Source organism: Streptomyces sp. NPDC006393 (assembly GCF_040628575.1).
GTDB lineage: Bacteria > Actinomycetota > Actinomycetes > Streptomycetales > Streptomycetaceae > Streptomyces.
This window is the reverse complement of sequence record NZ_JBEXZD010000001.1, coordinates 26,454-52,637: the sequence shown is the minus strand read 5'-3', so window position 1 is coordinate 52,637 and position 26,184 is coordinate 26,454. Positions and strand designations below refer to the sequence as shown.

26 protein-coding genes and 1 riboswitch are annotated in these 26,184 nt (G+C 72.1%); of the genes, 12 read left to right on the top strand and 14 right to left on the bottom strand.

Translation table 11 applies throughout. From position 1 onward, the window contains the following. The gene (locus ABZ484_RS00255; RefSeq protein WP_358863621.1) at positions 1–1,068 is read left to right on the top strand and encodes a GNAT family N-acetyltransferase; all 1,068 of its coding nucleotides are present in this window, start codon (positions 1–3) and stop codon (positions 1,066–1,068) included. Here ABZ484_RS00255 and ABZ484_RS00250 read toward each other — a convergent pair. Both ABZ484_RS00250 and ABZ484_RS00245 read right to left on the bottom strand, forming a co-directional pair. After that, positions 1,050–1,328 (bottom strand): DUF4031 domain-containing protein, encoded by a 279-nt coding sequence (locus ABZ484_RS00250; protein ID WP_358863620.1) that lies wholly within the window; start codon positions 1,326–1,328, stop codon positions 1,050–1,052. The two genes, ABZ484_RS00255 and ABZ484_RS00250, sit on opposite strands and share 19 nt — an antisense overlap. 37 nt (positions 1,329–1,365) lie before the next feature. After that, positions 1,366–1,749, bottom strand: a complete 384-nt coding sequence (locus ABZ484_RS00245; RefSeq protein ID WP_358863619.1) for a hypothetical protein — start codon at positions 1,747–1,749, stop codon at positions 1,366–1,368. Positions 1,750–1,805: 56 nt separating this feature from the next. Between ABZ484_RS00245 and ABZ484_RS00240 the strand changes: the two genes are divergently transcribed. The 3 genes from ABZ484_RS00240 (at position 1,806) to ABZ484_RS00230 (ending at position 4,466) form a co-directional block, all read left to right on the top strand. Further along, positions 1,806–2,753 carry a MurR/RpiR family transcriptional regulator gene (locus ABZ484_RS00240; RefSeq protein WP_358863618.1) on the top strand — a complete coding sequence of 316 codons (948 nt, stop codon included), beginning with the start codon at positions 1,806–1,808 and terminating at the stop codon, positions 2,751–2,753. 154 nt (positions 2,754–2,907) lie between these two features. Further along, positions 2,908–3,843: an N-acetylmuramic acid 6-phosphate etherase gene (murQ, locus tag ABZ484_RS00235; protein WP_358863617.1), complete on the top strand. Its 936-nt coding sequence runs from the start codon at positions 2,908–2,910 to the stop codon at positions 3,841–3,843. Positions 3,844–3,881: 38 nt separating this feature from the next. After that, positions 3,882–4,466 (top strand): hypothetical protein, encoded by a 585-nt coding sequence (locus tag ABZ484_RS00230; RefSeq protein WP_358863616.1) that lies wholly within the window; start codon positions 3,882–3,884, stop codon positions 4,464–4,466. A 28-nt stretch (positions 4,467–4,494) separates the two neighbouring features. Here the strand turns inward: ABZ484_RS00230 and ABZ484_RS00225 are convergent, their stop codons facing one another. The 6 genes from ABZ484_RS00225 to thrC all read right to left on the bottom strand — a co-directional run bounded on the left by ABZ484_RS00225 (position 4,495) and on the right by thrC (position 11,688). Next, positions 4,495–5,967, bottom strand: a complete 1,473-nt coding sequence (locus ABZ484_RS00225) for an MFS transporter (protein WP_358863615.1) — start codon at positions 5,965–5,967, stop codon at positions 4,495–4,497. A 201-nt stretch (positions 5,968–6,168) separates the two neighbouring features. Next, positions 6,169–7,332: an NADH:flavin oxidoreductase gene (locus ABZ484_RS00220; protein ID WP_358863614.1), complete on the bottom strand. Its 1,164-nt coding sequence runs from the start codon at positions 7,330–7,332 to the stop codon at positions 6,169–6,171. A gap of 216 nt (positions 7,333–7,548) precedes the next feature. Beyond that, the gene (gene groL, locus ABZ484_RS00215) at positions 7,549–9,171 is read right to left on the bottom strand and encodes a chaperonin GroEL (RefSeq protein ID WP_358863613.1); all 1,623 of its coding nucleotides are present in this window, start codon (positions 9,169–9,171) and stop codon (positions 7,549–7,551) included. A gap of 326 nt (positions 9,172–9,497) precedes the next feature. Beyond that, positions 9,498–9,701: a cold-shock protein gene (locus ABZ484_RS00210; protein WP_004986573.1), complete on the bottom strand. Its 204-nt coding sequence runs from the start codon at positions 9,699–9,701 to the stop codon at positions 9,498–9,500. 428 nt (positions 9,702–10,129) lie between these two features. Further along, positions 10,130–10,405, bottom strand: coding sequence for a MoaD/ThiS family protein (locus tag ABZ484_RS00205; RefSeq protein WP_358863612.1), 276 nt, complete (start codon positions 10,403–10,405; stop codon positions 10,130–10,132). Continuing rightward, complete coding sequence (gene thrC / locus ABZ484_RS00200; protein WP_358863611.1) at positions 10,402–11,688, bottom strand: threonine synthase; 1,287 nt, start codon at positions 11,686–11,688, stop codon at positions 10,402–10,404. Before thrC ends, ABZ484_RS00205 begins: the two co-directional genes overlap by 4 nt. Positions 11,689–11,706: 18 nt before the next feature. Continuing rightward, positions 11,707–11,847: riboswitch (SAM riboswitch) on the bottom strand. A 201-nt stretch (positions 11,848–12,048) separates the two neighbouring features. Here thrC and ABZ484_RS00195 point away from each other — a divergent pair. Both ABZ484_RS00195 and ABZ484_RS00190 read left to right on the top strand, forming a co-directional pair. Further along, positions 12,049–13,011: a glucosyl-3-phosphoglycerate synthase gene (locus ABZ484_RS00195; protein WP_358863610.1), complete on the top strand. Its 963-nt coding sequence runs from the start codon at positions 12,049–12,051 to the stop codon at positions 13,009–13,011. An 82-nt stretch (positions 13,012–13,093) separates the two neighbouring features. Continuing rightward, positions 13,094–14,530, top strand: a complete 1,437-nt coding sequence (locus ABZ484_RS00190) for a trehalose-6-phosphate synthase (protein WP_358863609.1) — start codon at positions 13,094–13,096, stop codon at positions 14,528–14,530. Positions 14,531–14,632: 102 nt separating this feature from the next. Here the strand turns inward: ABZ484_RS00190 and otsB are convergent, their stop codons facing one another. Genes otsB through ABZ484_RS00175 form a run of 3 tightly spaced genes read right to left on the bottom strand, consistent with a single transcriptional unit; the run spans position 14,633 to position 17,123 of the window. Beyond that, positions 14,633–15,505, bottom strand: a complete 873-nt coding sequence (gene otsB / locus ABZ484_RS00185) for a trehalose-phosphatase (RefSeq protein WP_358863608.1) — start codon at positions 15,503–15,505, stop codon at positions 14,633–14,635. A gap of 36 nt (positions 15,506–15,541) precedes the next feature. Beyond that, on the bottom strand, positions 15,542–15,811 hold the full coding sequence (locus ABZ484_RS00180) for a DUF3263 domain-containing protein (protein WP_358863607.1): 270 nt from the start codon (positions 15,809–15,811) through the stop codon (positions 15,542–15,544). A gap of 52 nt (positions 15,812–15,863) precedes the next feature. Beyond that, entirely contained in the window at positions 15,864–17,123 is a 1,260-nt protein-coding gene (locus tag ABZ484_RS00175) for an extracellular solute-binding protein (protein ID WP_358863606.1), read from the bottom strand. Between the two features lie 129 nt (positions 17,124–17,252). Between ABZ484_RS00175 and ABZ484_RS00170 the strand changes: the two genes are divergently transcribed. The 3 genes from ABZ484_RS00170 to ABZ484_RS00160 all read left to right on the top strand — a co-directional run bounded on the left by ABZ484_RS00170 (position 17,253) and on the right by ABZ484_RS00160 (position 20,453). Further along, positions 17,253–18,188: an ROK family protein gene (locus ABZ484_RS00170; protein WP_358863605.1), complete on the top strand. Its 936-nt coding sequence runs from the start codon at positions 17,253–17,255 to the stop codon at positions 18,186–18,188. Between the two features lie 7 nt (positions 18,189–18,195). Further along, on the top strand, positions 18,196–19,338 hold the full coding sequence (gene nagA, locus ABZ484_RS00165; RefSeq protein ID WP_358863604.1) for an N-acetylglucosamine-6-phosphate deacetylase: 1,143 nt from the start codon (positions 18,196–18,198) through the stop codon (positions 19,336–19,338). A 185-nt stretch (positions 19,339–19,523) separates the two neighbouring features. Next, entirely contained in the window at positions 19,524–20,453 is a 930-nt protein-coding gene (locus tag ABZ484_RS00160; RefSeq protein WP_358863603.1) for a 1-phosphofructokinase family hexose kinase, read from the top strand. A 4-nt stretch (positions 20,454–20,457) separates the two neighbouring features. Here the strand turns inward: ABZ484_RS00160 and ABZ484_RS00155 are convergent, their stop codons facing one another. Then, positions 20,458–21,450, bottom strand: a complete 993-nt coding sequence (locus ABZ484_RS00155) for a carbohydrate-binding protein (RefSeq protein ID WP_358863602.1) — start codon at positions 21,448–21,450, stop codon at positions 20,458–20,460. Between the two features lie 119 nt (positions 21,451–21,569). Next, positions 21,570–23,216: a diguanylate cyclase CdgB gene (gene cdgB, locus ABZ484_RS00150; RefSeq protein ID WP_358863601.1), complete on the bottom strand. Its 1,647-nt coding sequence runs from the start codon at positions 23,214–23,216 to the stop codon at positions 21,570–21,572. A gap of 381 nt (positions 23,217–23,597) precedes the next feature. On the opposite strand from cdgB, the gene ABZ484_RS00145 reads away from it, so the two are divergent. Next, on the top strand, positions 23,598–24,194 hold the full coding sequence (locus ABZ484_RS00145) for a flavin reductase family protein (RefSeq protein WP_358863600.1): 597 nt from the start codon (positions 23,598–23,600) through the stop codon (positions 24,192–24,194). A gap of 113 nt (positions 24,195–24,307) precedes the next feature. Further along, positions 24,308–24,838, top strand: a complete 531-nt coding sequence (locus tag ABZ484_RS00140; RefSeq protein WP_358863599.1) for a GNAT family N-acetyltransferase — start codon at positions 24,308–24,310, stop codon at positions 24,836–24,838. Positions 24,839–24,856: 18 nt separating this feature from the next. On the opposite strand, the gene arfB is transcribed toward ABZ484_RS00140, so the two are convergent. Next, positions 24,857–25,294, bottom strand: a complete 438-nt coding sequence (gene arfB, locus ABZ484_RS00135) for an alternative ribosome rescue aminoacyl-tRNA hydrolase ArfB (RefSeq protein WP_358863598.1) — start codon at positions 25,292–25,294, stop codon at positions 24,857–24,859. A 184-nt stretch (positions 25,295–25,478) separates the two neighbouring features. Here arfB and ABZ484_RS00130 point away from each other — a divergent pair, with 184 nt between their 5' ends. Beyond that, entirely contained in the window at positions 25,479–26,054 is a 576-nt protein-coding gene (locus ABZ484_RS00130; protein WP_358863597.1) for a TerD family protein, read from the top strand. Positions 26,055–26,184: the final 130 nt, after the last annotated feature.

Genomic DNA, 26,184 nt, shown 5'->3' with positions numbered 1-26,184 from the left:
ATGCGGGCATGGGGCGGGGAGCAGGTGGAGCAGGCCGTCGCGGGCGCCGTGGCGCTGCTGCGGACGGCGACGGACCGGGACTGGGAAGGGGTGAGGGCCGGGCGGCTGGAGTGGAGCTGCCGGCAGACCGTCGAGCATGTGGCGAGCGATCTCATCGCCTACGCCGGGCAGCTGGCGGGCCGCGCGCGGAGCGCGTACGTCCCCTTCGAGATCACCCTCGACGAGGGCACCGACAACGCGGGCGCGCTGGACGTGATCGAGGCGACCGGCGCCCTGCTGGCCGCCGCCGTCCGCACCACTCCGCGGGACGTCCGGGCCTTCCACCCGTACCCCTTCCGCAGTGCGGACCGCGAGGGTTTCGCCGCGATGGGCGTCGCGGAGGTGCTGCTGCACACGCACGACGTCGCACAGGGGCTGGGACTCGCCTACGAGCCCTCCGCCGAACTGTGCGAGGACGTGCTGACCCGGCTCTTCCCACACGTCCGGCCGGGCCCGGCCCCCTGGCCGATCCTGCTGTGGGCCACCGGCCGCGGCGAGCTGCCCGACCGGGCGCCGGTCACCGAGTGGCGGTGGAGCAACCCGCTGGTGATTCCCGCCGAGCGGCTCACCCTTCAAGGTGTCACCCCCGCCGCTGCCCGGGATCTCGACCGCGGTGGGGACGGGGGGTTCGCGTGGGTCGGTGGCGGGCCCTACGAGGGCACGCGGGAGGCCGCCGGGATGGTCGTGAAGGCGTACGAGAGCGGGACCCATCGGCCGGAGTTCGGAGTGTTCGTGCTGGTGCGGCGGGAGGACGGGGGCGCCGTCGGCGCGATGGGCTTCCACGGGCCGCCCGACGGGGACGGGCGGGCGGAGGTCGGGTACGACCTCACCGAGCCGGCCCGCGGCCACGGCTACGCCACCGAGGCGCTGCGCGCGCTGTCGGGGTGGGCCCTGGCACGGGACGACGTGCGGCTGCTGTACGCGAGGATCGACCGGGACAACGTCCCCTCCCGGCGGGTGGTCTCCCGGGCCGGTTTCGTCCAGGTGGGTGACGACGGGGAGGAGCTCGCCTACGAACTGCGGCGCTGAGGGCGGTGCTTGGGGCGGCGCAGGCCGGAGGCGTGCAGCAGCCGTACCACCTCGCGGCTGCTGACCTCCACCGCGCCGGCCGCGACCGCGTCGGCGTAGCGGTGGGAGGGCAGGTCGTAGTGGTCGCGTTCGAAGGCGCGGCGGGCCACGCCCAACCGCTCGGCGAAGGCGTGCAGTTCCTCATAGGAGACGTCACTGACCAGGTGCGACCACATGCGGCCGTGGCCGGGCCAGGTGGGCGGGTCGATGTAGAGGGTCATGGCGCCGCCGTCCGGGTGAGGACGGTCCGCTGGGTCCTCACGACAGGGGTTCCCCGCCCGTCGCCTCCCCCAGCGCTCCCACCGGGGCCACCTTCACGCCCGCCTTGGAGCACACCCAGTGCGGGTCGGGTCCGAGCTCCGGCTCCACGTCCAGTGCGTGCGGGTCGCCGTATCCGCAGACGGGGCACAGCGGCCAGCGGCCGTAGCGCTCCAGGAGGGCGTCCTGCACGTCCTGGGCGATCAGCCCCGCCACGTACCGCGCGCCGTCCGGCCACTGCTCCACCCACCAGCGGCGCTGGGTGACGGAGTCCTCCACGAGCGAGACCACGTCCGCGTCGGCGACCTCGCCGGCGATCAGGTCGGCCAGGATCAGGGCGCGGGCGGCGTGCAGGGCCTGCTCCAGGGGGCTGATGGGCTCCATGCCTCCATTGTGCGCACTCTTGACCACATGTCCGATCGGAAAATATCTTTCATGGTGTGACCCAGGACGTGAAGGAAATTTTCGCCCCCACCGGCGGCCCGGCGATCGGCACACCCCCCGCGCCCGCCGCCCTCGCGGCCAAGGTTCGCACGCTCGCGCCCTCCATGACGCGCTCCATGCAGCGCGTCGCCGAGGCCGTGGCCCACGACCCGGCCGGCTGCGCGGCCCTCACGGTCACCGGCCTCGCCGAGCTCACCGGCACCAGCGAGGCGACCGTCGTGCGCACCGCCCGGCTGCTCGGCTACCCCGGCTACCGCGATCTGCGCCTCGCCCTCGCGGGCCTCGCCGCCCAGCAGCAGTCCGGCCGCGCGCCCGCCATCACGACCGACATCGCGGTGGACGACCCCATCGCCGACGTCGTCGCCAAACTCGCCTACGAGGAGCAGCAGACCCTCGCCGACACCGCCGCCGGTCTGGACACCGTCCAACTCGGCGCGGCCGTCGCGGCGCTGGCCGCCGCCCGCCGCACGGACGTCTACGGGATAGGGGCCTCCGGCCTGGTCGCCCAGGACCTGACCCAGAAGCTGCTGCGGATAGGGCTGATCGCCCACGCGCCCAGCGACCCGCACCTAGCCGTCACCAACGCCGTGCAGCTGCGCGCCGGCGACATGGCGATCGCGATCACCCATTCGGGTTCCACCGGAGACGTGATCGAGCCGCTGCGGGTCGCCTTCGAGCGGGGCGCGACCACCGTCGCCATCACCGGCCGCCCCGACGCGCCCGTCACGCAGTACGCCGACCACGTCCTGACCACCTCCACCTCCCGCGAGAGCGAGCTGCGCCCGGCGGCGATGTCCTCCCGCACCAGCCAACTGCTGGTGGTGGACTGCCTGTTCGTGGGGGTCGCCCAGCGTACGTACGAGACGGCGGCACCGGCCCTGGCGGCGTCGTACGAGGCGCTGGCCCACCGGCACAGCCCACGCGGCGGCAACCACCGTTCGTAGCCACCGGCGGGACCGCGTCCGCCGAAAGGACCGCGTCCGTCGGCCCGACGGCGTCCGCCGGCCGGACGGCGTCCCGAGCCGGCGAGGCGGACCCGCACCGCCGGCCGTACCGCATCGCCCCCAGCCCAGAGAGTTCCGGAGAGAGCCGCCCTTCATGACCTCCACGTCCCACTACCGTGAGCTGCGCGCCGAGTTGGAGTCGCTGACGACCGAGGCGTTCCGCCCCGAGCTGGCCGAGATCGACCGGCTGCCCACGCTCGAGATCGCGCGGCTGATGAACGCCGAGGACACCGCCGTGCCGGCCGCGGTCGCCGAGCGGCTGCCCGAGATCGCCGCCGCGATCGACGCGGTCGCCGAGCGGATGGCACGCGGCGGGCGGCTGATCTACGCGGGCGCGGGTACGGCGGGGCGGCTCGGAGTGCTGGACGCCTCGGAGTGCCCGCCCACGTTCAACACCGAGCCGTCCCAGGTCGTGGGCCTGATCGCGGGCGGCCCGGAGGCGATGGTGACCTCCATCGAGGGCGCGGAGGACTCGCGGGAGCTGGCCGTGACGGAGCTCGACGCCCTCGGGCTGACCGCGGACGACACGGTCGTCGGCATCTCCGCCTCCGGCCGCACCCCGTACGCCCTCGGCGCGGTCGAGCACGCCCGTGAGCGCGGTGCCCTGACGATCGGCCTGGCCTGCAACGCGGACAGCGCGCTGGCCGCCGCGGCGGAGCACGGCATCGAGATCGTCGCCGGCCCGGAACTGATCACCGGCTCGACCCGGCTGAAGGCCGGCACGGCGCAGAAGCTGGTGCTCAACATGCTCTCGACGATCACGATGATCCGGCTGGGCAAGACGTACGGGAACCTGATGGTCGACGTACGCGCCTCCAACGACAAGCTCCGCGCCCGCTCCCGCCGGATCGTGGCCCTCGCCACGGGCGCGGCGGACGAGGAGATCGAGAGCGCGCTCGCGGCCACGGACGGCGAGGTGAAGAACGCGATCCTCACCCTGCTGTCCGGCGTCGACGCCGAGACGGCGGCCCGCCTCCTGGAGGACTCGGCCGGCCACCTCCGCGCGGCCCTGGACCGGGCCCGCGCCTGACCGCGGGGGAGGTCCCCGGCCGTACGCTGGAGGGCACGATGAATCACGCCCAGCTCACCGCCCTCGGCCGGGCTCTCCGTCTTCTCGGCGAGCACGGCGAGGCGCTCACCGCCGACACGCCCGACGCCAAGCTGCACGAGGTCAGGGGCGACCTCAGGCGCGCCCTCGACCTGCTGGAGGAGAGCGTCGCCGGCGCGGCGCCCGCCACCCGGTGCCCCGAGCACCCGAACGGCCCCGTGGACGACAGCGCGCCCGACCGCTGTCTGCTCTGCGAGACCCGGCGACGCGTCGCCCGCCGCACGGACCTGTACGGGATGTCGTACGGCCCCCCGGCCGGCGAACCGCCCGCCTCCTTTCCCGCTCCCTCCCGCTACGGCGTGCGTGAGGAACGGCCGCAGCCCCAGCAGCGGTGGCTGCCGGAGCTGTGGAACGGACAGGAGTGGCAACTGTGCGGCACCCCGCGCCGGGACCGGCGCGAGGCCGAACTGTTCATCGCGGCCCAGCGGCGCGGGCCGCGCGCCGCGACCGCCTACCGGCTGGTGCACGAGTTCACCGACTACGAGGTCGTACGCGTCTGGGGGACCCCCGTACGGGTCGACATCGAGCCTCTGGGCAACCTGTAGCCAGCCGTCAAGGCGGTCAGGGCGGTGCCTACGCCTTCGACGCGGACACCTCCGTCTCCTCCGCCGCCGCCACCGGCTCGCCCGGCGAGGTGGCCCGCTGCCGCGGGATGAAGGAGGCGACGGCGAAGCCGAGGAGTGCCGCGCCCGCGCCGACCGCGAGGACCGTGCGGAAGCCGTTCTCGGAGGGCAGGGCGTAGGGCCCGAACTCGGTGGTCATGTGGGCGAGGACCACGCCGGCGACCGCGCTGGCGGTGGAGGTGCCGATCGAACGCATCAGGGTGTTGAGGCTGTTGGCCGCGCCGGTCTCGGAGGCGGGGACGGCGCCCATGATGAGCGCGGGCATCGAGCCGTAGGTGAAGCCGATCCCGGCGCCGATGACGCAGGACGCCAGGACGAAGTGCCAGACCTGGTCCATCAGGGCGATGTTCAGGCCGTAGCCGGCCGCCACGATCAGGGCGCCGATCATCAGCGTCGTCTTGGGGCCCCGCGCCCGCGAGACGGCCGCCGAGACGGGCGCCACGGCCATCATCACCAGGCCGGAGGGGGCCATCACCAGGCCGGAGGCCAGCAGCGACTGGCCGAGGCCGTAGCCGGTCCGCTCCGGCAGCTGGAGCAGCTGCGGGATGACCAGGGACATCGAGAACATCGCGAAGCCGATCGCGACGGAGGCCAGGTTGGTCACCAGGACCTGGCGGCGGGCCGTCGTGCGCAGGTCCACCAGCGGGGCCTGGACGCGCAGTTCGAAGGCGCCCCAGGCGAGGAGGACCACGACGGCCGCCGCGAACAGGCCGAGGGTGGTGCCGCTGCCCCAGCCCCAGTCGGCGCCCTTGGAGACGGCCAGCAGGAGGCAGACCAGGCCGACGGCCATGCCGGCCGCGCCCACGGCGTCGAAGCGGCCGCCGGTGCGCACCCTCGACTCGGGCACCAGGAACAGGACCAGGACCGCCGCGAGGACGCCCAGGGCCGCCGAGGTCCAGAACAGCATGTGCCAGTCGAAGTTCTCGGCGATGACGGCGGCGGCGGGCAGGCCGAGGGCGCCGCCCACGCCGAGCGAGGCGCTCATCATCGCGGTGGCCGAACCCAGCCGTTCGGCGGGCAGTTCGTCGCGCATGATGCTGATGCCGAGCGGGATGACACCGGAGGCGAGGCCCTGCATGGCCCGCCCGACGATCATCGGCGTGAGGGAGTCGCTCAGCGCGGCCGTGGCGGAGCCGATCACCAGCATGGCCAGGCTCAGCAGGAGCATGCGGCGCTTGCCGTACATGTCGCCGAGGCGGCCCATCACGGGGGTGGCCACGGCGGCGGCGAGCAGGGTGGCGGTGACGGCCCAGGCGGCGTCCGAGGCGGAGGCGTGCAGCAGCTTCGGCAGCTCCGGGACGATCGGGATCACCAGGGTCTGCATCAGCGAGACCACGATGCCGCCGAGGGCCAGCACGGCCACCACGACGTTGGGCCTGGGCGGTGCCCCGGCGCCGGCCGGCGGGGCGAGTGCGTCGGACATGAAGGCGTCTCCGTCGAGCGGGGTGTACTTGACTCAGGCAACCTTAATTGGAGTTGATTGACTTAAGCAAGCTAATTCCGGACCGAAGAGAGGCCGGCGCCTCCCGTGACCGCGTCACGCGCGCGGGCGGGCGGGCGCCGGCCTCGTACGGCCCGGCCTCGTGCGGCCAGGCCTCGTACGGCCGCCGTCGGGTGACGGCGGTCAGCTCAGCGTCTTCACCGCCTCCGCGTCGTACGGCTTGAGCTCGTCGAAGCGGTCGCCCAGGACCTTCGCCGCCCACTCCGGGTCCTGGAGCAGCGCACGGCCGACGGCCACCAGGTCGAACTCGTCGCGCTCCAGGCGGTCCAGCAGGTTGTCCAGGCTGCCGAGCGCGGCGCCCTCGCCCTGGAACGCCTTGATGAAGTCGCCGTCCAGGCCGACCGAGCCCACGGTGATGACCTGCTTGCCCGTCAGCTTCTTCGTCCAGCCCGCCAGGTTGAGGTCCGAGCCCTCGAACTCGGGGAGCCAGTAGCGGCGGGTGGAGGCGTGGAAGACGTCCACACCGGCCGCCGCGAGCGGGGTCAGGATGGCCTCCAGCTCCTCGGGCGTCTCGGCGAGACGGGCGTCGTAGGCCTCCTGCTTCCACTGCGAGTACCGGAAGATGACCGGGAACTCGGGCGAGACCGCCGCGCGGACCGCCGCGACGATCTCCGCGGCGAACTTCGTGCGGGCCACCGGGTCGCCGCCGTAGGCGTCCGTACGGCGGTTGGTGCCCGCCCACAGGAACTGGTCCAGCAGATAGCCGTGGGCACCGTGCAGCTCCACGCCGTCGAAGCCGATGCGCTCCGCCGCCGCGGCCGACTCGGCGAACGCGGCGATGACGTCGTCCAGGTCCTGCCGGGTCATGGCCTTGCCGGTGGCCTCGGACTCGCCGATGCGCAGCCCGGAGGGGCCGACCGGGGGCGCGTCCGCGAACGGCGGGCGGCCCGGCTTGCGGACCATGCCGATGTGCCACAGCTGCGGCACGATCGTGCCGCCCGCCGCGTGCACGGCCTCGGCGACCCTCGCCCAGCCCGCGAGCTGCTCCTCGCCGTGGAACCGCGGCACCCGGCTGCTCTCCCCGGCCGACTCGTGTCCGACGTACGTGCCCTCGGTGACGATCAGGCCCACACCGGCCGCGGCGCGGCGGGCGTAGTACGACACCACGTCCTCACCCGGAACGCCGCCCGGGGAGAACATGCGGGTCATCGGCGCCATCACGATCCGGTTGGGGACGGTCAGGCCGTTCAGCGTGACGGGACGGGACAGGATCGAGGCCGCGCGGGAGGCGGACCCGGAGTCGGCGGGACCGGACTCGGGGGCCGTTCCGGAGGCGGTGACGGTCATGGGGGGCTCCTTGGCGGGACACGACGACGGCATGGATACCGCATGGTATGTGCACGCGCATGGAACGCGTACAGCGGTGTCAACCGTGAGATGCGTTACGTCATTTCCGCCGCCCCGCCGATGTGGCCCGGAACACGCCCGAGGGCGGCACCCCCTGTTTCCAGGGAGTGCCGCCCTCGGTCCGTGAAGGACGGTCGATCAACCTCAGCGGGTCGATCAGAAGTCCATGTCACCGCCCGGCATGCCGCCGCCGGCCGGCGCGGCGGCCTTCTCCGGCTTGTCGGCGATGACGGCCTCGGTGGTCAGGAACAGCGCGGCGATGGAGGCGGCGTTCTGCAGCGCGGAACGGGTCACCTTCGCCGGGTCGATGATGCCTTCCTTGACCAGGTCGACGTACTCGCCGGTCGCGGCGTTCAGGCCGTGACCCGGGGTCAGGTTGCGCACCTTCTCCACCACGACGCCGCCCTCGAGGCCGGCGTTGACGGCGATCTGCTTCAGCGGGGCCTCCAGCGCGAGCTTCACGGCCTGGGCGCCGGTCGCCTCGTCACCCTCGAGCTCCAGCTTCTCGAAGACGTTGGTGGTCTGCAGCAGGGCCACGCCACCACCGGCGACGATGCCCTCCTCGACGGCCGCCTTGGCGTTGCGGACGGCGTCCTCGATGCGGTGCTTGCGCTCCTTGAGCTCGACCTCGGTGGCGGCACCGGCCTTGATGACCGCGACACCGCCGGCGAGCTTCGCCAGGCGCTCCTGGAGCTTCTCGCGGTCGTAGTCGGAGTCGCTGTTCTCGATCTCGGCGCGGATCTGGTTCACGCGGCCGTTCACCTGGTCCGAAGAGCCGGCACCGTCGACGATGGTGGTCTCGTCCTTGGTGATGACGACCTTGCGGGCCTTGCCCAGCAGGTCGAGCGTGGCGTTCTCCAGCTTGAGGCCGACCTCCTCGGAGATGACCTCGCCGCCCGTGAGGATGGCGATGTCGCCGAGCATGGCCTTGCGGCGGTCGCCGAAGCCCGGGGCCTTGACCGCGACGGACTTGAAGGTGCCGCGGATCTTGTTGACGACCAGGGTCGACAGGGCCTCGCCCTCGACGTCCTCGGCGATGATCAGCAGCGGCTTGCCCGACTGCATGACCTTCTCCAGCAGCGGGAGCAGGTCCTTGACGGAGCCGATCTTGGAGTTCGCGATGAGGATGTACGGGTCCTCGAGCGACGCCTCCATGCGCTCCATGTCGGTGGCGAAGTAGGCGGAGATGTAGCCCTTGTCGAAGCGCATGCCCTCGGTGAGCTCGAGCTCCAGACCGAAGGTCTGCGACTCCTCGACGGTGATGACGCCTTCCTTGCCGACCTTGTCCATGGCCTCGGCGATCAGCTCGCCGATCTGGGTGTCGGCGGCGGAGATGGAGGCGGTGGAGGCGATCTGCTCCTTGGTCTCGACCTCCTTGGCCTGGTCGAGCAGGGCGGCGGAGACGGCCTCGACGGCCTTCTCGATGCCACGCTTCAGGGCCATCGGGTTGGCGCCGGCGGCGACGTTGCGCAGGCCCTCCTTGACCAGGGCCTGGGCGAGGACGGTCGCGGTGGTCGTACCGTCACCGGCGACGTCGTCCGTCTTCTTGGCGACTTCCTTGACCAGCTCGGCGCCGATCTTCTCGTACGGGTCCTCGAGCTCGATCTCCTTGGCGATGGAGACACCGTCGTTGGTGATCGTGGGGGCGCCCCACTTCTTCTCGAGGACGACGTTGCGGCCCTTGGGGCCGAGGGTCACCTTGACGGCGTCCGCGAGCTGGTTCATGCCGCGCTCGAGGCCGCGCCGCGCCTCCTCGTCGAACGCGATGATCTTGGCCATGTGAAGTGGTCCCTCCAGGACTGGGGGTGATTCCTTCGGACCGCGCCCGCGCCCGCGACGGACGGCTCGCCGGCCTCGTGGTTCCTTGCCCCACCCGGCCCGCGGGCCTCACCGACCCGGTCCTTCGCTGTCACTCTCACCTTCAGAGTGCTAACGCCAATGATTAGCACTCGACCCACCCGAGTGCAAGGCGCGCTCGCGAAGCGAGCCCCTCGGGGTGACGGCCGGGCCGGCGGCGCGCGCGTGCGGCGACACACCGAAGGGCCCGCACCCCGGGTGGAGGTGCGGGCCCTTCGAAAGCTGATCGCTTGCGGTGGTCGCGCGAATCAGGCCGTGACGCGGACCATGTCCGCCTGCGGGCCCTTCTGGCCCTGCGAGATCTCGAACTCGACCCGCTGGCCCTCTTCCAGCGTGCGGTAGCCGTCCATCTGGATCGCGCTGTAGTGGACGAAGACGTCCGCACCACCGTCGACCGCGATGAAGCCGTACCCCTTCTCCGCGTTGAACCACTTGACGGTGCCCTGAGCCATGCCTAACTCCCCTATTACTGGCCCTTGCACAGATCCACACTTCGCGGACCCGGGTCAGACCTCACCCCCCGTGGACGGGGGCGTGCGCCGGAACGCGTCGACCGCGGCTGAATGTATCTGTCCAACTGCCGTCTGCAACAGGTCAATCGGACGAGAATTCTGGACGGACCGGGTCCGGAATATGACGAGAATTCATCTTGATTCAGGGCAAGTCGGGCCCCACAAACAAGACAAATGCCGCGAAAAACCCGCACACTTTGGCTACTTCTTATCGGCGTGCGGCAGGAATCCAGGGCTTCCCGATCCATGGATCAGGGGCGCGTTCCCCAACTGTACCGCGCTCAATCACGCAGAACGGCCCCCTCCGCTTCTCTTACGGAAGGGGCCGTTCCGTGAACAGCCGGTAACCGAGTTACCCAGGGTAATGGTCAGCCGCCGGCGACCGCGGGGATGATCGACACGCCCGCGCCGTTCGGGGTGGCGGTCTGAAGACCCTGCTCGAAGCGGACGTCGTCGTCGTTGACGTAGACGTTGACGAAGCGGCGCAGCTTGCCCTGGTCGTCCAGGACGCGCGCGGCGATGCCCGTGTGGTTCTTCTCCAGGTCGGAGATGACCTCGGCGAGGGTCGCGCCCTCGGCGCTCACCTCGGCCTGTCCGCCGGTGTAGGTGCGCAGGATGGTGGGGATGCGAACGGTCACGCTCATACGAGGCCAGCCTCTCGGAAGGAGTCCAGGGTCGGGCGGATGGTCGCGGTCAGGCCGGTGCCCGCGACCGCGTCCAGGGTCTTCAGGCCGTCGCCGGTGTTGAGGACGACGGTGGTCTTCGTCGGGTCGAGTACGCCGCTGTCGATGAGCTTCCGCGTCACGCCGACCGTCACGCCGCCGGCCGTCTCCGCGAAGATGCCCTCGGTGCGGGCGAGCAGCTTGATCGCGTCGACGACCTGCTCGTCCGTCACATCCTCCACCGCACCACCCGTGCGGCGCGCGATGTCCAGCACATACGGCCCGTCGGCCGGGTTGCCGATGGCCAGCGACTTGGCGATGGTGTTCGGCTTCTGCGGGCGCACGACGTCGTGCCCGGCCTTGAAGGCCGTGGACACCGGCGAGCAGCCCTCGGCCTGGGCGCCGAAGATCTTGTACGGCCTGTCCTCGACCAGACCCAGCTTGATCAGCTCCTGGAGGCCCTTGTCGACCTTGGTGAGCTGGGAGCCGGAGGCGATGGGGACGACGATCTGGTCCGGGAGCCGCCAGCCGAGCTGCTCGCAGATCTCGTACGCCAGCGTCTTGGAGCCCTCGGCGTAGTACGGCCGCAGGTTGACGTTGACGAAGCCCCAGCCCTCGCCGGCCGGGTCGCCGATCAGCTCGGAGCAGAAGCGGTTCACGTCGTCGTAGTTGCCCTCGATGCCGACGAGGTCCCCGCCGTAGATCGCGGCCATGACGATCTTGCCCTGCTCCAGGTCGTGCGGGATGAAGACGCAGGAGCGGAAGCCGGCGCGGGCGGCGGCGGCGCCGACGGCGCCGGCGAGATTGCCGGTGGAGGAGCAGGACAGCGTCGTGAAGCCGAAGGCGCGGGCGGCCTCCAGTGCCTGGGCGACCACGCGGTCCTTGAAGGAGTGCGTCGGGTTGCCGGAGTCGTCCTTCACGTACAGACCGCCGGTGACGCCGAGTTCACGGGCCAGGTTGTCGGCCTTGACGAGCTTGGTCCAGCCGGGGTTGATGTTCGGCTTGTCGGCCACGTCCGCGGGGACGGGCAGCAGCGGGGCGTAGCGCCAGATGTTCGCGGGGCCCGCCTCGATCTTCTTGCGCAGCTCCTCGGTGTCGTAGGCCGAGAAGTCGTAGGCGATCTCCAGCGGGCCGAAACACTCCTCGCAGGCGAAGACCGGGCCGAGGGGGACGCGGTGACCGCACTCGCGACAGCTCAGGGCCGCGGCGGGGCCGAGGTCGACGGTGGAACCGGAGGTGCTGCTTGCAACTGTCTGCACAGCCATGTGAGGCGAGGCCCTTTCTCCTCATCTTCCTCACGACGCATCTCGCCGTGAGACGGAATTGGCACCTTCCCTGGCCTGGCGCCTCGCGGAGACGAGTTCGGCTCAGGGGGGTTGCCGGGGCTTCATCGGGCCGTGTCCCTCTGCCCCTCTGGATGAGCGGTATTCGGTTGTGAGTCGCGGGTGATGACCCCCGGCATGCGATGGTCATCCGCGTTGTTCAAGACTGTAACCGACGGCCAGGACAGTGAGAGGGGGTCGTCCGAACCGCGAGACGGATCACACGAAGATGTGATCCACGCCGCGATCCGGGCACCGCCGGTCCTGGCGAACGAGCCGAGCAGGAGTGAGGAGCCGTCGATCGTGCTGGAAGAAGTCGAGCGCTGGCTGAGGACACGCTCCTGGTCCGTGACCGATCGCCCGCTCCACACGCTCCTGGCCGCCAAACGCGCGACCGGTTCCTCCATCAGTGTGGTGCTGCCCGCGCTGAACGAGGAGGAGACGGTCGGCGACATCGTCGCCGCGATCCGCCGGGACCTGGTGGTGCGGGCCCCGCTCGTCGACGAGGTCGTCGTCGTCGACTCCGGCTCCACCGACCGCACCGCCGAGCGGGCCGACGCCGCGGGCGCCCGGGTCGTGCACCGCGACGTGATCCTCCCCCGCATCCCGGCGGTCCCCGGCAAGGGCGAGGTGCTGTGGCGCTCCCTGCTGGTCACCCGCGGGGACGTCATCTGCTTCGTCGACGCCGACCTGAGGGAGTTCTCCTCCGACTTCGTCACCGGGATCGTGGGCCCGCTGCTCACCGACCCGGACGTGCACCTGGTCAAGGCGATGTACGACCGTCCGCTGACGGTGCCGGGCGCCGGCGGCGCGGCGGCCGGGCAGGGCGGCCGGGTCACCGAGCTGATGGCCCGCCCGCTGCTCAACATGCACTGGCCGCAGCTGGCCGGCTTCGTGCAGCCGCTCGGCGGCGAGTACGCCGCCCGCCGCTCCCTGCTGGAACAGCTGCCGTTCCCCGTCGGCTACGGCGTCGAGCTGGGCATGCTGGTCGACGCGCTGCACCTGGTGGGCCTGGACGCGCTCGCGCAGGTCGACGTGGGGGTGCGCCGGCACCGGCACCAGGACGGGCAGGCGCTCGGCCGGATGGCCGCCGCGATCTACCGCACCGCCCAGCTGCGCCTGGCCCGCGGCCATCTGATCCGCCCCGCCCTCACCCAGTTCGAGCGCGGCGAGGACGGCTTCGAGCCGCGCACGTACTCGGTGGACACCGAGGAGCGCCCGCCGATGAACGAGATCGCGGAGTACGCCACCCGGAAGGTGGCGTGAAACCCGCTCGCGCCCTGGTACGGCCGGCTACGAAGCGGAACCGTACGTTTGAGCGTTTCGGGCCCGGGCTAGGTTCCAGACCATGGCTGCAACGCACGGTGCCGAGGTGCTGGTCGCGTCCAATCGCGGGCCGGTCTCGTACGGGATCCGCGAGGACGGCTCGCTCCATGCCCGGCGCGGAGGCGGAGGGCTGGTCTCCGGGCTGTCCGCGATCGGGCCGGACGCGGGCGCGGTGTGGGTGTGCGCCGCGCTGAGCGACGCCGACCGGGAGGCCGTACGCCGCTACGAGGGCGAACGCCGGCTGCCGCCGGAGGCGACCGGCGGGCAGCGGGTGCGGATGCTGGACATCGACCCGAAGGTGTTCTCCGACGCGTACAACGGCATCGCCAACTCGGTGCTGTGGTTCGTCCACCACATGCTGTACCAGACCCCGCTGGAGCCCGTCTTCGACCGGGAGTTCCGGCGCCGGTGGGCGTCCTACGAGGCCTACAACCGGGCCTTCGCGGAGGCGCTGGCGGAGGAGGCGGCCGAGGGCGCTGCCGTGGTGGTGCAGGACTACCACCTGGCCCTGGTGCCGGGGATGCTGCGCGACTTCCGGCCGGATGTGCGCATCGGGCACTTCTCGCACACGCCGTGGGCGCCGGTGGACTACTTCCGGATGCTGCCCGACGACGTCGCCGGGCAGGTGCTGCGCGGCATGCTGGGCGCCGACCGGCTGGGCTTCCTCACCCGGCGGTGGGCGGACGCGTTCACCGGGTGCTGCGAGGCGCTCGTGGGCGGGCTCGGGGGCACCCGGGTCGGGGTGCACGGGCTGGGCGCGGACGCCGAGTTCCTGCGGGAGCGCTCGCACCGGGCGGACGTCTTCGAGTGGATGGCGGCCCTGCGCGAGGAGATCGGCGCGGCCCCGGACGGCGGCCCGCGCCGGACGATCGTCCGGGTGGACCGTACGGAGCTGTCGAAGAACATCGTGCGGGGCCTGCTGGCGTACCGGCAGCTGCTGGAGGACCACCCCGAGTGGCGCGAACGGGTGGTGCATCTCGCGTTCGCCTACCCCTCGCGGCAGGACCTCGCCGTGTACCGGCACTACACGGCGGAGGTGCGGCGGCTCGCGGACGAGATCAACGGGCGGTTCGGGACCGCCGGGTGGCGGCCGGTCGTGCTGCACGTCGAGGACGACTTCGCCCGGTCGCTGGCGGCGTACCGGATCGCGGACGTGGCGCTGGTCAACCCGATCCGGGACGGGATGAACCTGGTCGCCAAGGAGGTGCCGGTCGTCTCCGACTCCGGGTGTGCGCTGGTGCTGTCGCGGGAGGCGGGGGCGTACGAGGAGCTGGGGGAGGACGCGGTGGCGGTGAATCCGTTCGACGTGGTGGGGACGGCGGGGGCGCTGCACGAGGCGTTGGGCATGGCGGGGGCGGAGCGGGCGGAGCGGACGAAGCGGCTTGCCGCGGCGGCAACCGCGTTGCCGCCCGCTCAGTGGTTTCTGGATCAGCTGCGGGAGTTGGATCAGCTGGGGTAGGTGGGGGTGCTGGGGGGCCGCATGCCCCGCTTGGGGGGCCTCCCCCAGAGGGGGCACCCCCAGCGCCCACCCGTGCCGCCCTGCGGCACGACCGCCCGCAGGCTACGTGTGATCGGCCAGCGTCCTCAGTAGGGCCACCACTCCTGCCGGGCCCTCCACCACCAGGTCTGCTCGGGCCGAGAGTTCTGTGACCTCTGTGCTGCCGCTGCACACCAGGACGCCGGGCACTCCGTTGGAGCGGAGCTTCTCGATCGCGGCGAAGGCGGGGAGGTCGCCGAGGTCGTCGCCGGCGTAGAGGACCGAGGTGGCGCCCAGGCCGCGGACGTAGTCCGACAGTGCCACGCCCTTGTCCATGCCCGGCGGGCGCAGCTCGAGGACCATGCGGCCCGGTTCGACGATCAGGCCGTGTCGGGCGGCCAGCTCGGTCAGGGGCTCGCGGAGCAGTTCGTACGCGGCCTGGGGGTCGTCCGCGCGGCGGGTGTGGACCGCGAGGGAGCGGCCCTTCTCCTCGATCCAGGTGCCGCGCCAGGCGCCGATCCGGTCGAGGAAGCCCGGCAGCTCGGCGCGGACGGCGGCCACGCCGGGATGCGGGGCCGGTGCGGTGAGCGTGCCCGTGACGGCCTCCCAGCGTTCGGCGCCGTAGTGGCCGAGGACGACGAGGTGCTCCAGGCCGGGTACGCCCGCGAAGCCGCCGTGGCGGACCGCGACGCCGGCCGGGCGGCCGGTGACCACCGCGACGGCGGCCACCTTAGGCGCGAGCGCGGCGAGCGCGGGCACCGCCTGCGGGTGCGCGCGGGCCTGGTCCGGGTCGGCCACGATGGGGGCGAGCGTGCCGTCGAAGTCGAGGGCGATCACCGCCTTCTCCGGGTGCGCCAGCAGCGCGGCTAGTCCGTCCCTTCCGGCCCGTGTGGCGGGCGTCGGCAGGGAGGGGCCGGCGTTGGTCGGGTTCGTCTCGTGACTGTCCTGGCTGCCCATGTGCCGAACCTATCCACCGCGGGCCGCGGCCACTCCTCAGCGTTCGGACCGGCGCGCCTCCCGCACCCGGCGCAGCCGGTTCACCGTCACCGGGTCGTGCGCCAGGGCGCGGGTGTCGTCGAGGAGGGCGTTGAGGAGCTGGTAGTAGCGAACGGGTGACAGGCCCAGCTCCTCGCGTATGGCGCGCTCCTTCGCGCCGGGGCCGGGGAAGCCGCGGCGCTCCAGGGCGAGGATGTCCCCTTCCCTGCGGTCCAGGCTCCCCGCCCGCCCCTCCCGCTCGTCGTCCACGTCGCCCACGTCGTCCATACGTGCACCGTAGCCCGCGGCACCGACAACGACGCCCGCCCCGGCGGTCGCGCTAGCCCGCGCTCTTCGCGCTCTCCGCGCTCTCCGCCTCCGACGCCTTCTCCTGGAGCCGGTTCAGGACCGCGGTGGGGTCGCCTCCGGGGCTCACCGTCTGGCCGATCTGCTTCTTGATGTCCGCGCTGATCCCGGCCCAGGACGTCTTGCCGACCGGGTAGAGCTGGGCGACCGGCAGCTCCTCCAGGAACGGCCAGAGGTCCTTGTCCTGCTGGGCGGCGGCCATCGCGTCGGAGGCGGAGGTGGTGACGGGCAGCAGGTCGTACTCGCGGGAGAAGTCGAGGACGTTCTTCTCGCTGTAGACGAAGTCGAGGAAGTCGCCGACCTGGTCCTTGTGGCCGTTCTTCTTGAAGGCCATCATCCAGTCGGTGACGCCCATGGTGGACTTGGGCGTGCCGCTGCGGCCGGGCATCGGCACCATGCCGAATTTCACGCCCTTCTTGGCGGCCTGCTGCATCAGCGTGGGGTGGCCGTTGAGCATGCCGACGTCGCCCTTGGCGAAGGCGGCGAAGGCGTCGGCGCGGTTGAGCTTGCCGGGGGCGACGGGGCCGGTCAGGCCCTTGCCGACCAGCTCGTCCTTGAGCCAGGTGAAGGTCTCGGTGTTCTGCGGCGAGTTGAGGGTGTAGGTGCCGATGTCGTCGGTGTAGCCGGAGCCGCCGCTCAGCAGCCACTGCATGGTCTCCGCCTGCGCCTCCTCGGGGCCGAGCGGCAGCGCGTAGGGGTACTCCACGCCCCTGGCCTTCAGCGCCTCGGCGTCGGCGGCGAGCTGGTCCCAGTTCTGGGGCGGCGTGAGGTGGGCCTGGTCGAAGAGGGTCTTGTTGTAGAAGAGCACCCGGGTGGAGGCCGCGAACGGGATGCCGTACTGCACGTGCCGCACCTGTCCGGCCTCGGAGAGCTGGCCGAGGAAGTCGGCCTGGACGGGTATGGAGAGCAGGTCGTCGGCCTTGTAGAGCAGCCCCTGGTCGGCGTAGTCGGCGTAGGCGCCGATCTGCGCCAGGTCCGGCGGGTCGCCGGCGTCGACCATCTCCTTGACCTTGCGGTCGACGTCGGTCCAGGAGTACACGCTGACCTGGACCTTCACGCCGGGGTGCCGGGACTCGTAGTCCCTGGCCAGCCGCTCCCAGTACTTCTGTGAGGTGTTGGCCGGTGAGTCGCCGTAGTCGGCCGCGACCAGCTTGAGGGTCACGTCGGAGGAGCCGGTGCTCCCGCAGCCGCCGAGGACGGTCGTCATGCCCAGCGCGGACACCACCGCGATCATTCCTGTCCTACGCCGCTGCACTGCTGTGTTCAGCCCCAACCCTTGTCGTGTTCACCATGCGGACACGATAGGTCTACACCACGTGAGTGGACTAGACCTCTTGCGGGTCGACGGGCCACACTGTCCCCTGTGAGACACGTCATCGCTCTCGATGTGGGCGGCACCGGGATGAAGGCCGCGCTGATCGGCGCGGACGGCGGCCTCCTCCACCAGGCACGCCGCCCGACCGGCCGGGAACGCGGGCCCGACGCCGTCGTCGAGGGCATCCTCGGCTTCGCCGCCGAGCTGCGCGCGTACGGCGCCGAGCGCTTCGGCGAGCCCGCGGCCGCCGCCGGCGTCGCCGTGCCCGGCATCGTCGACGAGGAACGCGGCATCGCCGCCTTCGCCGCCAACCTCGGCTGGCGCGACGTACCGCTGCGCGACCTGCTCGCCGAGCGGCTCGGCACCCCGGTCGCGCTCGGCCACGACGTGCGCACCGGCGGGCTCGCCGAGGGCCGGATCGGCGCGGGCAAGGGCGCCGACCGGTTCTTCTTCGTGCCCCTGGGCACCGGCATCGCGGGCGCCATCGGCATCGACGGCCGGGTGGAGGCGGGCGCGCACGGCTTCGCCGGCGAGATCGGCCACATCGTCGTACGGCCCGGGGGCACCCCGTGCCCGTGCGGTCAGCGCGGCTGCCTGGAGCGGTTCGCGTCCGCCTCGGCGGTCAGCCAGGCATGGGCCGAGGCGTGCGGGGACCCGGACGCGGACGCGGCGGACTGCGCCAAGGCCGTCCAGTCCGGGGACGCGGGCGCCCAGGCGGTCTGGCAGGAGGCGGTGGACGCGCTCGCCGACGGGCTGGTCACCGCGCTCACCCTGCTGGACCCGGGCACGCTGATCATCGGCGGCGGGCTCGCCGAGGCGGGGGAGACCCTGTTCGCACCGCTGCGGAAGGCCGTCCGGCGGCGGGTCACCTTCCAGAAACCGCCGTCGATCGTCCCCGCGGCCCTGGGGGACACCGCCGGATGCCTGGGCGCGGGGCTCCTCGCCTGGGATCTCCTCAACGCTTCTACGACTTCGCGGAGGTAGCCAGCTGATGGCCCCTAGCAAGGTTCTCACCGGAGCCCGGGTGGTACTGCCCACCGGGATCGCGGACGGCGGCCGTGTGATCGTCGACGGCACGCGGATCGCCGACAGGGCCCCCGCGGACGCCGAGACCCTCGACGTCACCGGACACTGGCTGGTGCCCGGCTTCGTCGACATCCACAACCACGGCGGCGGCGGGGCCTCCTTCTCCGGCTCGGCCGAGGACTCGCTGACCGCCGTGCACGCCCACCGGCGGCACGGCACCACCACTGTCGTGGCCTCCACCGTCACCGACGACATGGGCGTCCTCGCCAAGCAGGCGGGACTGCTGTCGGAGCTGGCCGAGCAGGGCGAGATCGCGGGCATCCACTTCGAGGGGCCGTTCATCTCGCCGTGCCGCAAGGGCGCGCACTCCGAGGCGCTGCTGCGCCACCCGGACCCCGCCGAGGTGCGCAAGCTGATCGACGCGGCCCGCGGGCACGCGAAGATGGTCACGCTCGCCACCGAACTGCCCGGCGGCATCGACTCCGTACGGATGCTCGCCGAGCACGGGGTGATCGCGGCGATCGGGCACACGGACGCCGGCTACGAACAGACGGTGGAGGCGATCGACGCCGGGGCCACCGTCGCCACCCACCTGTTCAACGCGATGCCGACGCTCGGTCACCGCGCGCCCGGCCCGATCGCGGCGCTGCTGGAGGACGAGCGGGTCACGGTCGAGCTGATCAACGACGGGGTGCACCTGCACCCGGCCGCCCTGGAGCTGGCGTTCCACCACGCGGGCGCGGCCCGGGTCGCGTTCATCACCGACGCCATGGACGCCGCCGGCAGCGGTGACGGCCGCTACATGCTCGGCCCGCTGGAGGTCGAGGTCGCCGACGGTGTGGCGCGGCTGGTGGAGGGCGGCTCGATCGCGGGTTCGACGCTCACCCTGGACCGGGCCTTCCGGCGCGCGGTGACGGTCGACCGGCTGCCCGTCGAGGACGTCGTGCGGGCACTGTCCGCCAACCCGGCCCGGCTGCTCGGGATGGACGACCGGGTGGGCTCCCTGGAGCCCGGCAAGGACGCCGATCTGGTGCTGCTGGACGAGGACTTCACGCTCAAGGGCGTGATGCGGCGCGGGGAATGGGTGGTCGATCCCCGACTGGGCTGATCCGTCCGGTCGTACGCCCTGTCCCTCGGACGCCGTCCGGCCGGCCGTCGGCCGGACGGCCGGTCCGAGGGCTGGGCGGTGCGCCGTCCGTTTGGCATGATCGAAGTCCCGGCGGACGTCCGGGACGTCATGACAGGCGTACGTACGCCGTGACAGGCGCACCTACTCGGGGGAGGTCGGCCCACGTGATCCTCACGGTCACGCTGAACACCGCTCTCGACATCACCTATCGGGTGCGGTCACTGAGGCCCCACGTCTCCCACCGGGTGACGGAGGTGACCGAGCGGCCCGGCGGCAAGGGCGTCAACGTGGCCCGGGTGCTGGCCGCCCTCGGCCATCAGGTGACCGTCACCGGCTTCGCGGGCGGCACCACCGGGCGCGAGGTGCACGAGCGGCTCGCGGCGACGCCCGGTGTGGTGGACGCGCTGGTGCCGGTGTCCGGCGCGACCCGGCGCACGGTCGCGGTCGTGGACGAGCGCACCGGCGACACCACCCAGCTCAACGAGCCGGGCCCGGTCATCACCCCGGCCGAGTGGTCCGCCTTCCAGGACGTCTACGAGGATCTGCTCGGCTCGGTCTCGGCGGTGGCGCTGTGCGGAAGCCTGCCGCCCGGACTGCCGGTGGGCGCCTACGCCGGCCTGGTGCGCACCGCGCGCGCCGCGAACGTGCCCGTGCTGCTGGACACCAGCGGCGAGGCCCTGCGGCGCGGGGTGGCGGCACGCCCCGACATCATCAAGCCGAACGCCGACGAGCTGGCCGAGCTGACCGGCGCCCACGAGCCGCTGCGCGCCACCCAGGACGCCCGCCGGCGCGGCGCCCGCACAGTGGTCGCCTCCCTGGGCGTCGACGGGCTCCTGGCGCACACCGCGGAGGGCCTGTGGCGGGCCGTCCCGCCCGCCCGCGTCCACGGCAACCCGACCGGCGCCGGCGACTCGGCGGTGGCGGGCCTGCTCTCCGGCCTGGTGGAGCACCTGCCCTGGCCGGACCGCCTGGCCCGCGCGGTCGCCCTGTCCACGGCGACGGTCCTCGCCCCGACGGCCGGCGAGTTCGACCGCACGGCCTACGCGGAGCTGCTGGAGCGGGTGGCGGTGACCGGGGAGGCCAGCGCGGCCTGAGGGGTCAGTCCCCGGACTTGACCCATCCCTTTTTCAGCCACAGCTGGTCGAGGTTGGCGTCGCACTGGTTGCCCTGCTCGCACGAGATCTTGATGGTGTTCGTGCCCTTGTTGAGCTGGACGTAGTTGAACGTCTTCGTCCAGCCCTTCTCGTAGTCGCCCGCGGGCGCGTTCGCCCAGTTCTTCAGGTTGACGGGCGTGGTGGACGGCGTGCCGTTGACCGTGAGGGTGGCGGTGCCGTCCTTGCCGGGGACGCCGTAGCCGAGGAAGACGGTGTACTTGCCGTCCTCGGGAATGCCGTTGACGGTCCAGGTGACCGAGGCCCCGACGGCGTTGAAGTTCGTCACGTAGACGCCGCCGTCGGCCTGGGCGCCCTTGACGGTGGAGGCGGTGGTGGCACCGCCGCCGAGCAGCAGGGCCTTGGCGTCGATCTTCGGCAGCTCGCCGTCCGGCGCGACGCTGCTGCTGGCGGACGGGGACGGCTGGGAGCTCTGGGAGGCCGCGGGCGTGGCGCCGCCGGCCTTGTCGCCGCCGTTGTCGTCGCCCTTGTCGCCGAGCATGGCCACGCTGATGCCGATGACCACCGCGGCGACCACCGCGACGGCGCCGATCAGCAGGCCCTTGGTGTTCGGGCCCCGGCGGCCGGCGCCGCCGCCCTGGGCGGGCCGGCGGCCGCTGGGCGGCGCGCCGCCGGGAAGGGTCTCGGGGGCGGCGTAGTGGGCGCTCGGCTGGCCGTACGCGCCCTGCTGCTGACCGTAGCCCTGCTGACCCTGCTGGCCCTGCTGCTGCGGGACCTGGCCGTAGGGCGCCGTGGGGGCCTGCTGACCGACCTGCTGGCCGTACTGACGCTGGCCGACGGCCCGGACGCGGTTGACCGAGCCCGGGTAGCCGTAGCCACCGGACGGCGGCTGGGCTCCGTTGGCCTGACCGTCGGCGTAGAGGTAGCCGAACGGGTCGTCGTCCTCGGGCGTGCTCGCGCCGTTGTTGCCGGGCGTCATCCCTAGGTACTCCTCAACAGGTGCGGGTCGGATGCAGTACGTCGTCAGGATGGCGAGCCTACCCGCTCCCGTGGCCCCAAACAGGTGACTCAACCGGTATCAGGTCGCTGACCTGCGGATCATCCGGCCCGGCGATGCTGTTTGGGACGAGATCGTTTCTCGACGTACATCCGTTCGTCAGCGGACTTCAGGACTTCGTCCGCCGTCATGCCGCAATGTGCCCAGCCGATGCCGAAGCTGGCGCCGACCCGGACGGCACGGCCCTCGGCGCGGATCGGCTGGATGATCTCGTTGCGCAGCCGTACGGCGAGGTCCTGGGCGTCGGCCCGGCCGAGCCCGTCGGCGAGGATCACGAACTCGTCGCCGCCGAGCCGGGCGACCGTGTCGCCGTCGCGCACGCCGTTCGACAGCCGCCGGGCCACCTCGATGAGGACCGCGTCGCCCGCGTTGTGCCCGAAGCGGTCGTTGATCGACTTGAAGCCGTCGAGGTCACAGAAGAGCACCGCGAGCCCCTTCGTGCCGTCGTCCCGGTCGTTCTCGGGGGCGACGGTGTGCACATGGTGGTCGTAGCCGTCGTACGCCGCGGAGCCGGGCGCGAAGTCGAAGCCGTGGCCGGCGCCGTAGGCCGGGTGACCGTAGGCGGCGTCCAGCGACTCCAGCTCGCCGGCCGACTGGGGGCGGCGGCACAGGCGGGCGGAGAGGCGGGAGCGCAGCTCGGCGGAGTTCGGCAGGCCGGTGAGGGAGTCGTGGGAGGCGCGGTGCGCCAGATGCAGCTCGCGGCGCTTGCGCTCCTCGATGTCCTCGACGTGGGTGAGCAGGAAGCGGGGGCCGTCGGCGGCGTCGGCCACCACGGAGTTGCGCAGGGAGACCCAGACATAGGTGCCGTCGCGGCGGCCGAGGCGCAGCTCCGCGCGCCCGCCTTCGGCGGAGGTCCGCAGCAGTGTGCCGATGTCCTCGGGGTGGACCAGGTCGGAGAAGGAGTAGCGGCGCATCGCGGAGGCGGGACGGCCGAGCAGCCGGCACAGGGCGTCGTTGGTGCGCAGGATCCGGCCGTGCTGGTCGCCGCCCATCTCGGCGATGGCCATGCCGGAGGGGGCGTACTCGAAGGCCTGCCGGAAGCTCTCCTCGCTGGCGCGCAGGGCCTGCTGCTCGCGCTCGAGGCGGACCAGGGCGCGCTGCATGTTGGCGCGCAGCCGGGCGTTGCTGATCGCGATGGCCGCCTGGAACGCGTACACCTGCAAAGCCTCGCGGCCCCAGGCGCCGGGGCGGCGGCCGTTGCGCGGGCGGTCCACGGAGAGCACGCCGAGCAGCTCGCCCGAGCCGCCGGGGCCGCCGGCCGAGTACATGGGCGCGAAGAGCCGGTCGGAGGGGTGCCACTCGTCCTCGAAGCGGGGGGCGGGCCCGTCGGTGTACCACTGCGGGACGTCGTCGTCGTCGAGGACCCAGCCCTCGGTGTGGGATATGAACACCAGGTCGCCCCACTGCTCGCCCATGGCCAGCCGGCGATCCCAGGACGCGCGGGAGCCGACCCGGCCGGTGATCAGGGCCTCGGCGGCGGAGTTGCCGGAGAACGCGGCCACCACGAGGTCGCCGTCGGGGCGCACGAGGTTGACGCACGCCAGCTCGTAGCCGAGGCCGGTCACGACGCCGTCGGCGACGGTCTGCAGCGTGTCCGCCAGGCTCCGTGCGGTGTTCATGTCCGCCATGACCTGGTGCAGTTGTCGCAGGGTCGCAAGACGGACGTAGGGCTCCGACTCGGTCTCCATGCTCGCCCTCCCCCCGAGACCTCGCAGTGCGTCAAAGGGTTCTCTTCGGCGTATCGTTCCGTGCGGTCTCCGCCACTGAATCACAGCGCGAAGCCCACTCGGTACACAGGGTCAACAATTAGAGCCTCTTGTGACTCAAGTCACAGCCGAACGTGAGCAATTGAGTGGGGTTTCCGCGTTTTCCCTGCACGTTTACCGAACGCAAACTTTGTGGGTGTGTGGACATGATGCACCAGCACCCCGCCGAGCGGGCTGGAATCACGGGTTCCGCCCTGCGGAACCCGGAGCCGGGCCCGGCTTCCGCTGGTCCTCGGGTCCTAGGTCCGGGTTCGGGCCAAGGCCCGATGCGGGGGCCGTGGGCCGGTGATTAGCGTGGAGTGTGTGCTGAACACTTCACCCTCGCCGTCCCCCTCCCCGTCCGCCTCTGCCACGGCCACCGCCGCCCGGCATGCTGAGGGGGTGAGCAACGACGAGTTCCGGGCCGCGATGACCCGGCTGGCCGCGGGCGTGGTCCTGGTGACCGCGCAGGAGCCGCCGCTGGACCCGGACGACCCGCTGGCGCCGGGCGGCGAGGACGTGGGCATGACCGCCACGGCGTTCGTCTCGGTGTCCCTGGACCCACCGCTGGTCCTGGTCAGCCTGCGCGAGGGTTCCCGCATGGACGATCTGCTCGCCGAGCAGCCCCTGTGGGCCGTGTCCGTGCTGACGGAGAGCCAGCGCCACATCGCCGGCCGCTTCGCCATGAAGGGCCGCATCAGCGACCGACTGCTGTTCGAGGACATCCCCTACGTCCGCGGCGAGGTCTCCGGCGCCCCACTGGTGGGCGGCGCCCTGGCCACCCTGGAACTGCGCACCGAGCAGCGGGTGCCGGCCGGTGACCACACCCTGGTCGTCGGCCGCGTCCTGACGGCCCACCTCCCCAGCGCCGACGGCGGCCCACTGATGTACTTCCGGGGCAGGTACCGGCACCTGGGCTGAGGCCGCCTCCCCGGCGAGTCCACGGGGGACGGCCGCCGGCCCGGGCGAGCCCGGAGCCGGTTGGGCCGGTATTTCGGTGGTCGGGTGCGGGGCGTCCGGTCTACGGTGCGCGCGTGACGACCTCCGATGCCGCCGTGGACGCCGGCTCCGCCGTGTCCGTGCCCCGCCTCGAAGAGATCACCGCGGGCAACCTCGATGCCGCGCTCGGCATCCGGGTCCGCCCCGACCAGGAGCACGCGGTGGCTCCGGTCGTGAAGTCCCTGGCGGAGGCCTACGTCCATCCGGGCGTCGCCTGGCCGCGTCTGATCGTCGACGGCGACCGCCCGGTGGGCTTCCTCATGGCGTTCTTCGACATCGACTGGCATCTGGACGGCGGCACGATCCGCTCGGGACTGTGGCGGCTGAACATCGACGCCGGGGCGCAGGGCCGCGGCTACGGCCGGTTCGCCGTCGAGGCGGTCGCCGCCGAGATCCGCCGCCGGGGCGGCACGCGGATGTACGTGACCTGGCATCCCGGGCCGGGCGGCCCGGAGGGCTTCTATCTGGGGCTGGGCTTTCGCACGAACGGCGAGACGAGCGGTGGGCAGACGGTGGGCGTACGGGAGCTCGCGGACGGGGAGCTCGCGGACGACACCGCCGTGTGAGCGGCGCGGCGCCGGGGGTTACGTCCAGTCCCGTCCGGAGCGGCCGCGCTTCGTCTCCGAGCGCTGCTTCTTCTCCCGCAGGCGGCGCTCGTTGATGCCGCGCGGGATACGGGTCGGTCTGCGGGCCTTGGGCGGAGGCGCGGTCGCCTCGGCGAGCAGGGCGGCGAGCCGCACGGCGGCGGCCTCGCGGTTGCGCCACTGGGAGCGGTGCTCGGAGGCGCGGACGGTGACCACCCCGTCCACGAGCCGGCCCGCCAGCCGCTTCAGGGCGCGCTGCTTCCACACCTCGGGCAGGGACTCGGTGTTCGCCAGGTCGAATCGCAGTTCGACCTGGGTGTCGCTGGTGTTGACGTGCTGTCCGCCGGGCCCCGAGGACCGCGAGAAGCGCCAGGCCAGTTCGGCCTCGGGGAGCGCGACGGAGCCGCGGATGACATAGGGACCGGACATGCCGTCCATGTTCCCGCGCCTGTCCGGTCCACGTCACGGGATTTTCCCGGGCACTCTGCCGCCCGGGTGGCGTTCGAGCCCAGGTTGGTAAAAAAGGTAAAGGACATCCGGAACCATCGGGACCCCTCTCGGCGTTCATAGAGGTGGCGGTAGCTTCGTCCGCACACGCAACGAGGGAAGGGACTCCCAAACCATGGCTGTAAGCCTCTCCAAGGGCGGCAACGTCTCGCTCACCAAGGAAGCCCCGGGCCTGACCGCCGTCACCGTGGGCCTCGGCTGGGACGTCCGCACCACCACCGGCACGGACTTCGACCTGGACGCCTCCGCGATCGCGGTGAACACGCAGGGCAAGGTGTACTCCGACGCCCACTTCGTGTTCTTCAACAACAAGCAGACCCCGGACAACACCATCGTCCACACCGGTGACAACCGCACCGGCGAGGGCTCCGGCGACGACGAGGCGATCAACGTCAACCTCGCCGCGCTCCCGGCCGACATCGACAAGGTCGTCTTCCCGGTCTCGATCTACGACGCCGAGAACCGCAGCCAGAACTTCGGCCAGGTCCGCAACGCCTACATCCGCATCGTCAACCAGGCCGGCGGCGCGGAGATCGCCCGCTACGACCTCTCGGAGGACGCGGCCACCGAGACGGCCATGGTCTTCGGCGAGCTGTACCGCAACGGCGCGGAGTGGAAGTTCCGCGCGGTCGGCCAGGGCTACGCCTCGGGCCTGGTGGGCATCGCCCAGGACTTCGGCGTCAACGTCTGACACCGGCCCACGTACGGCGGCGGGGCCCCGGCCCTCGAACGGGCGGGGCCCGCTCCCGTACCCGCGCCCGTCCCACCCCACCAGGGCGTGCGGGTGCCTCGCCCCGTCCACGCGGTCCGCGATACGTTGC

Bases quoted from the DNA above. Each gene is read 5' to 3' on its own strand.
- ABZ484_RS00255 (WP_358863621.1), top strand. From the start codon at position 1: ATGCGGGCATGGGGCGGGGAGCAGGTGGAGCAGGCCGTCGCGGGCGCC.
- ABZ484_RS00250 (WP_358863620.1), bottom strand. From the start codon at position 1,328: ATGACCCTCTACATCGACCCGCCCACCTGGCCCGGCCACGGCCGCATG.
- ABZ484_RS00245 (WP_358863619.1), bottom strand. From the start codon at position 1,749: ATGGAGCCCATCAGCCCCCTGGAGCAGGCCCTGCACGCCGCCCGCGCC.
- murQ (WP_358863617.1), top strand. From the start codon at position 2,908: ATGACCTCCACGTCCCACTACCGTGAGCTGCGCGCCGAGTTGGAGTCG.
- ABZ484_RS00230 (WP_358863616.1), top strand. From the start codon at position 3,882: ATGAATCACGCCCAGCTCACCGCCCTCGGCCGGGCTCTCCGTCTTCTC.
- ABZ484_RS00225 (WP_358863615.1), bottom strand. From the start codon at position 5,967: ATGTCCGACGCACTCGCCCCGCCGGCCGGCGCCGGGGCACCGCCCAGG.
- ABZ484_RS00220 (WP_358863614.1), bottom strand. From the start codon at position 7,332: ATGACCGTCACCGCCTCCGGAACGGCCCCCGAGTCCGGTCCCGCCGAC.
- groL (WP_358863613.1), bottom strand. From the start codon at position 9,171: ATGGCCAAGATCATCGCGTTCGACGAGGAGGCGCGGCGCGGCCTCGAG.
- ABZ484_RS00210 (WP_004986573.1), bottom strand. From the start codon at position 9,701: ATGGCTCAGGGCACCGTCAAGTGGTTCAACGCGGAGAAGGGGTACGGC.
- ABZ484_RS00205 (WP_358863612.1), bottom strand. From the start codon at position 10,405: ATGAGCGTGACCGTTCGCATCCCCACCATCCTGCGCACCTACACCGGC.
- thrC (WP_358863611.1), bottom strand. From the start codon at position 11,688: ATGGCTGTGCAGACAGTTGCAAGCAGCACCTCCGGTTCCACCGTCGAC.
- ABZ484_RS00190 (WP_358863609.1), top strand. From the start codon at position 13,094: ATGGCTGCAACGCACGGTGCCGAGGTGCTGGTCGCGTCCAATCGCGGG.
- otsB (WP_358863608.1), bottom strand. From the start codon at position 15,505: ATGGGCAGCCAGGACAGTCACGAGACGAACCCGACCAACGCCGGCCCC.
- ABZ484_RS00180 (WP_358863607.1), bottom strand. From the start codon at position 15,811: ATGGACGACGTGGGCGACGTGGACGACGAGCGGGAGGGGCGGGCGGGG.
- ABZ484_RS00175 (WP_358863606.1), bottom strand. From the start codon at position 17,123: ATGATCGCGGTGGTGTCCGCGCTGGGCATGACGACCGTCCTCGGCGGC.
- nagA (WP_358863604.1), top strand. From the start codon at position 18,196: ATGGCCCCTAGCAAGGTTCTCACCGGAGCCCGGGTGGTACTGCCCACC.
- ABZ484_RS00155 (WP_358863602.1), bottom strand. From the start codon at position 21,450: ATGACGCCCGGCAACAACGGCGCGAGCACGCCCGAGGACGACGACCCG.
- cdgB (WP_358863601.1), bottom strand. From the start codon at position 23,216: ATGGAGACCGAGTCGGAGCCCTACGTCCGTCTTGCGACCCTGCGACAA.
- arfB (WP_358863598.1), bottom strand. From the start codon at position 25,294: ATGGACGGCATGTCCGGTCCCTATGTCATCCGCGGCTCCGTCGCGCTC.
- ABZ484_RS00130 (WP_358863597.1), top strand. From the start codon at position 25,479: ATGGCTGTAAGCCTCTCCAAGGGCGGCAACGTCTCGCTCACCAAGGAA.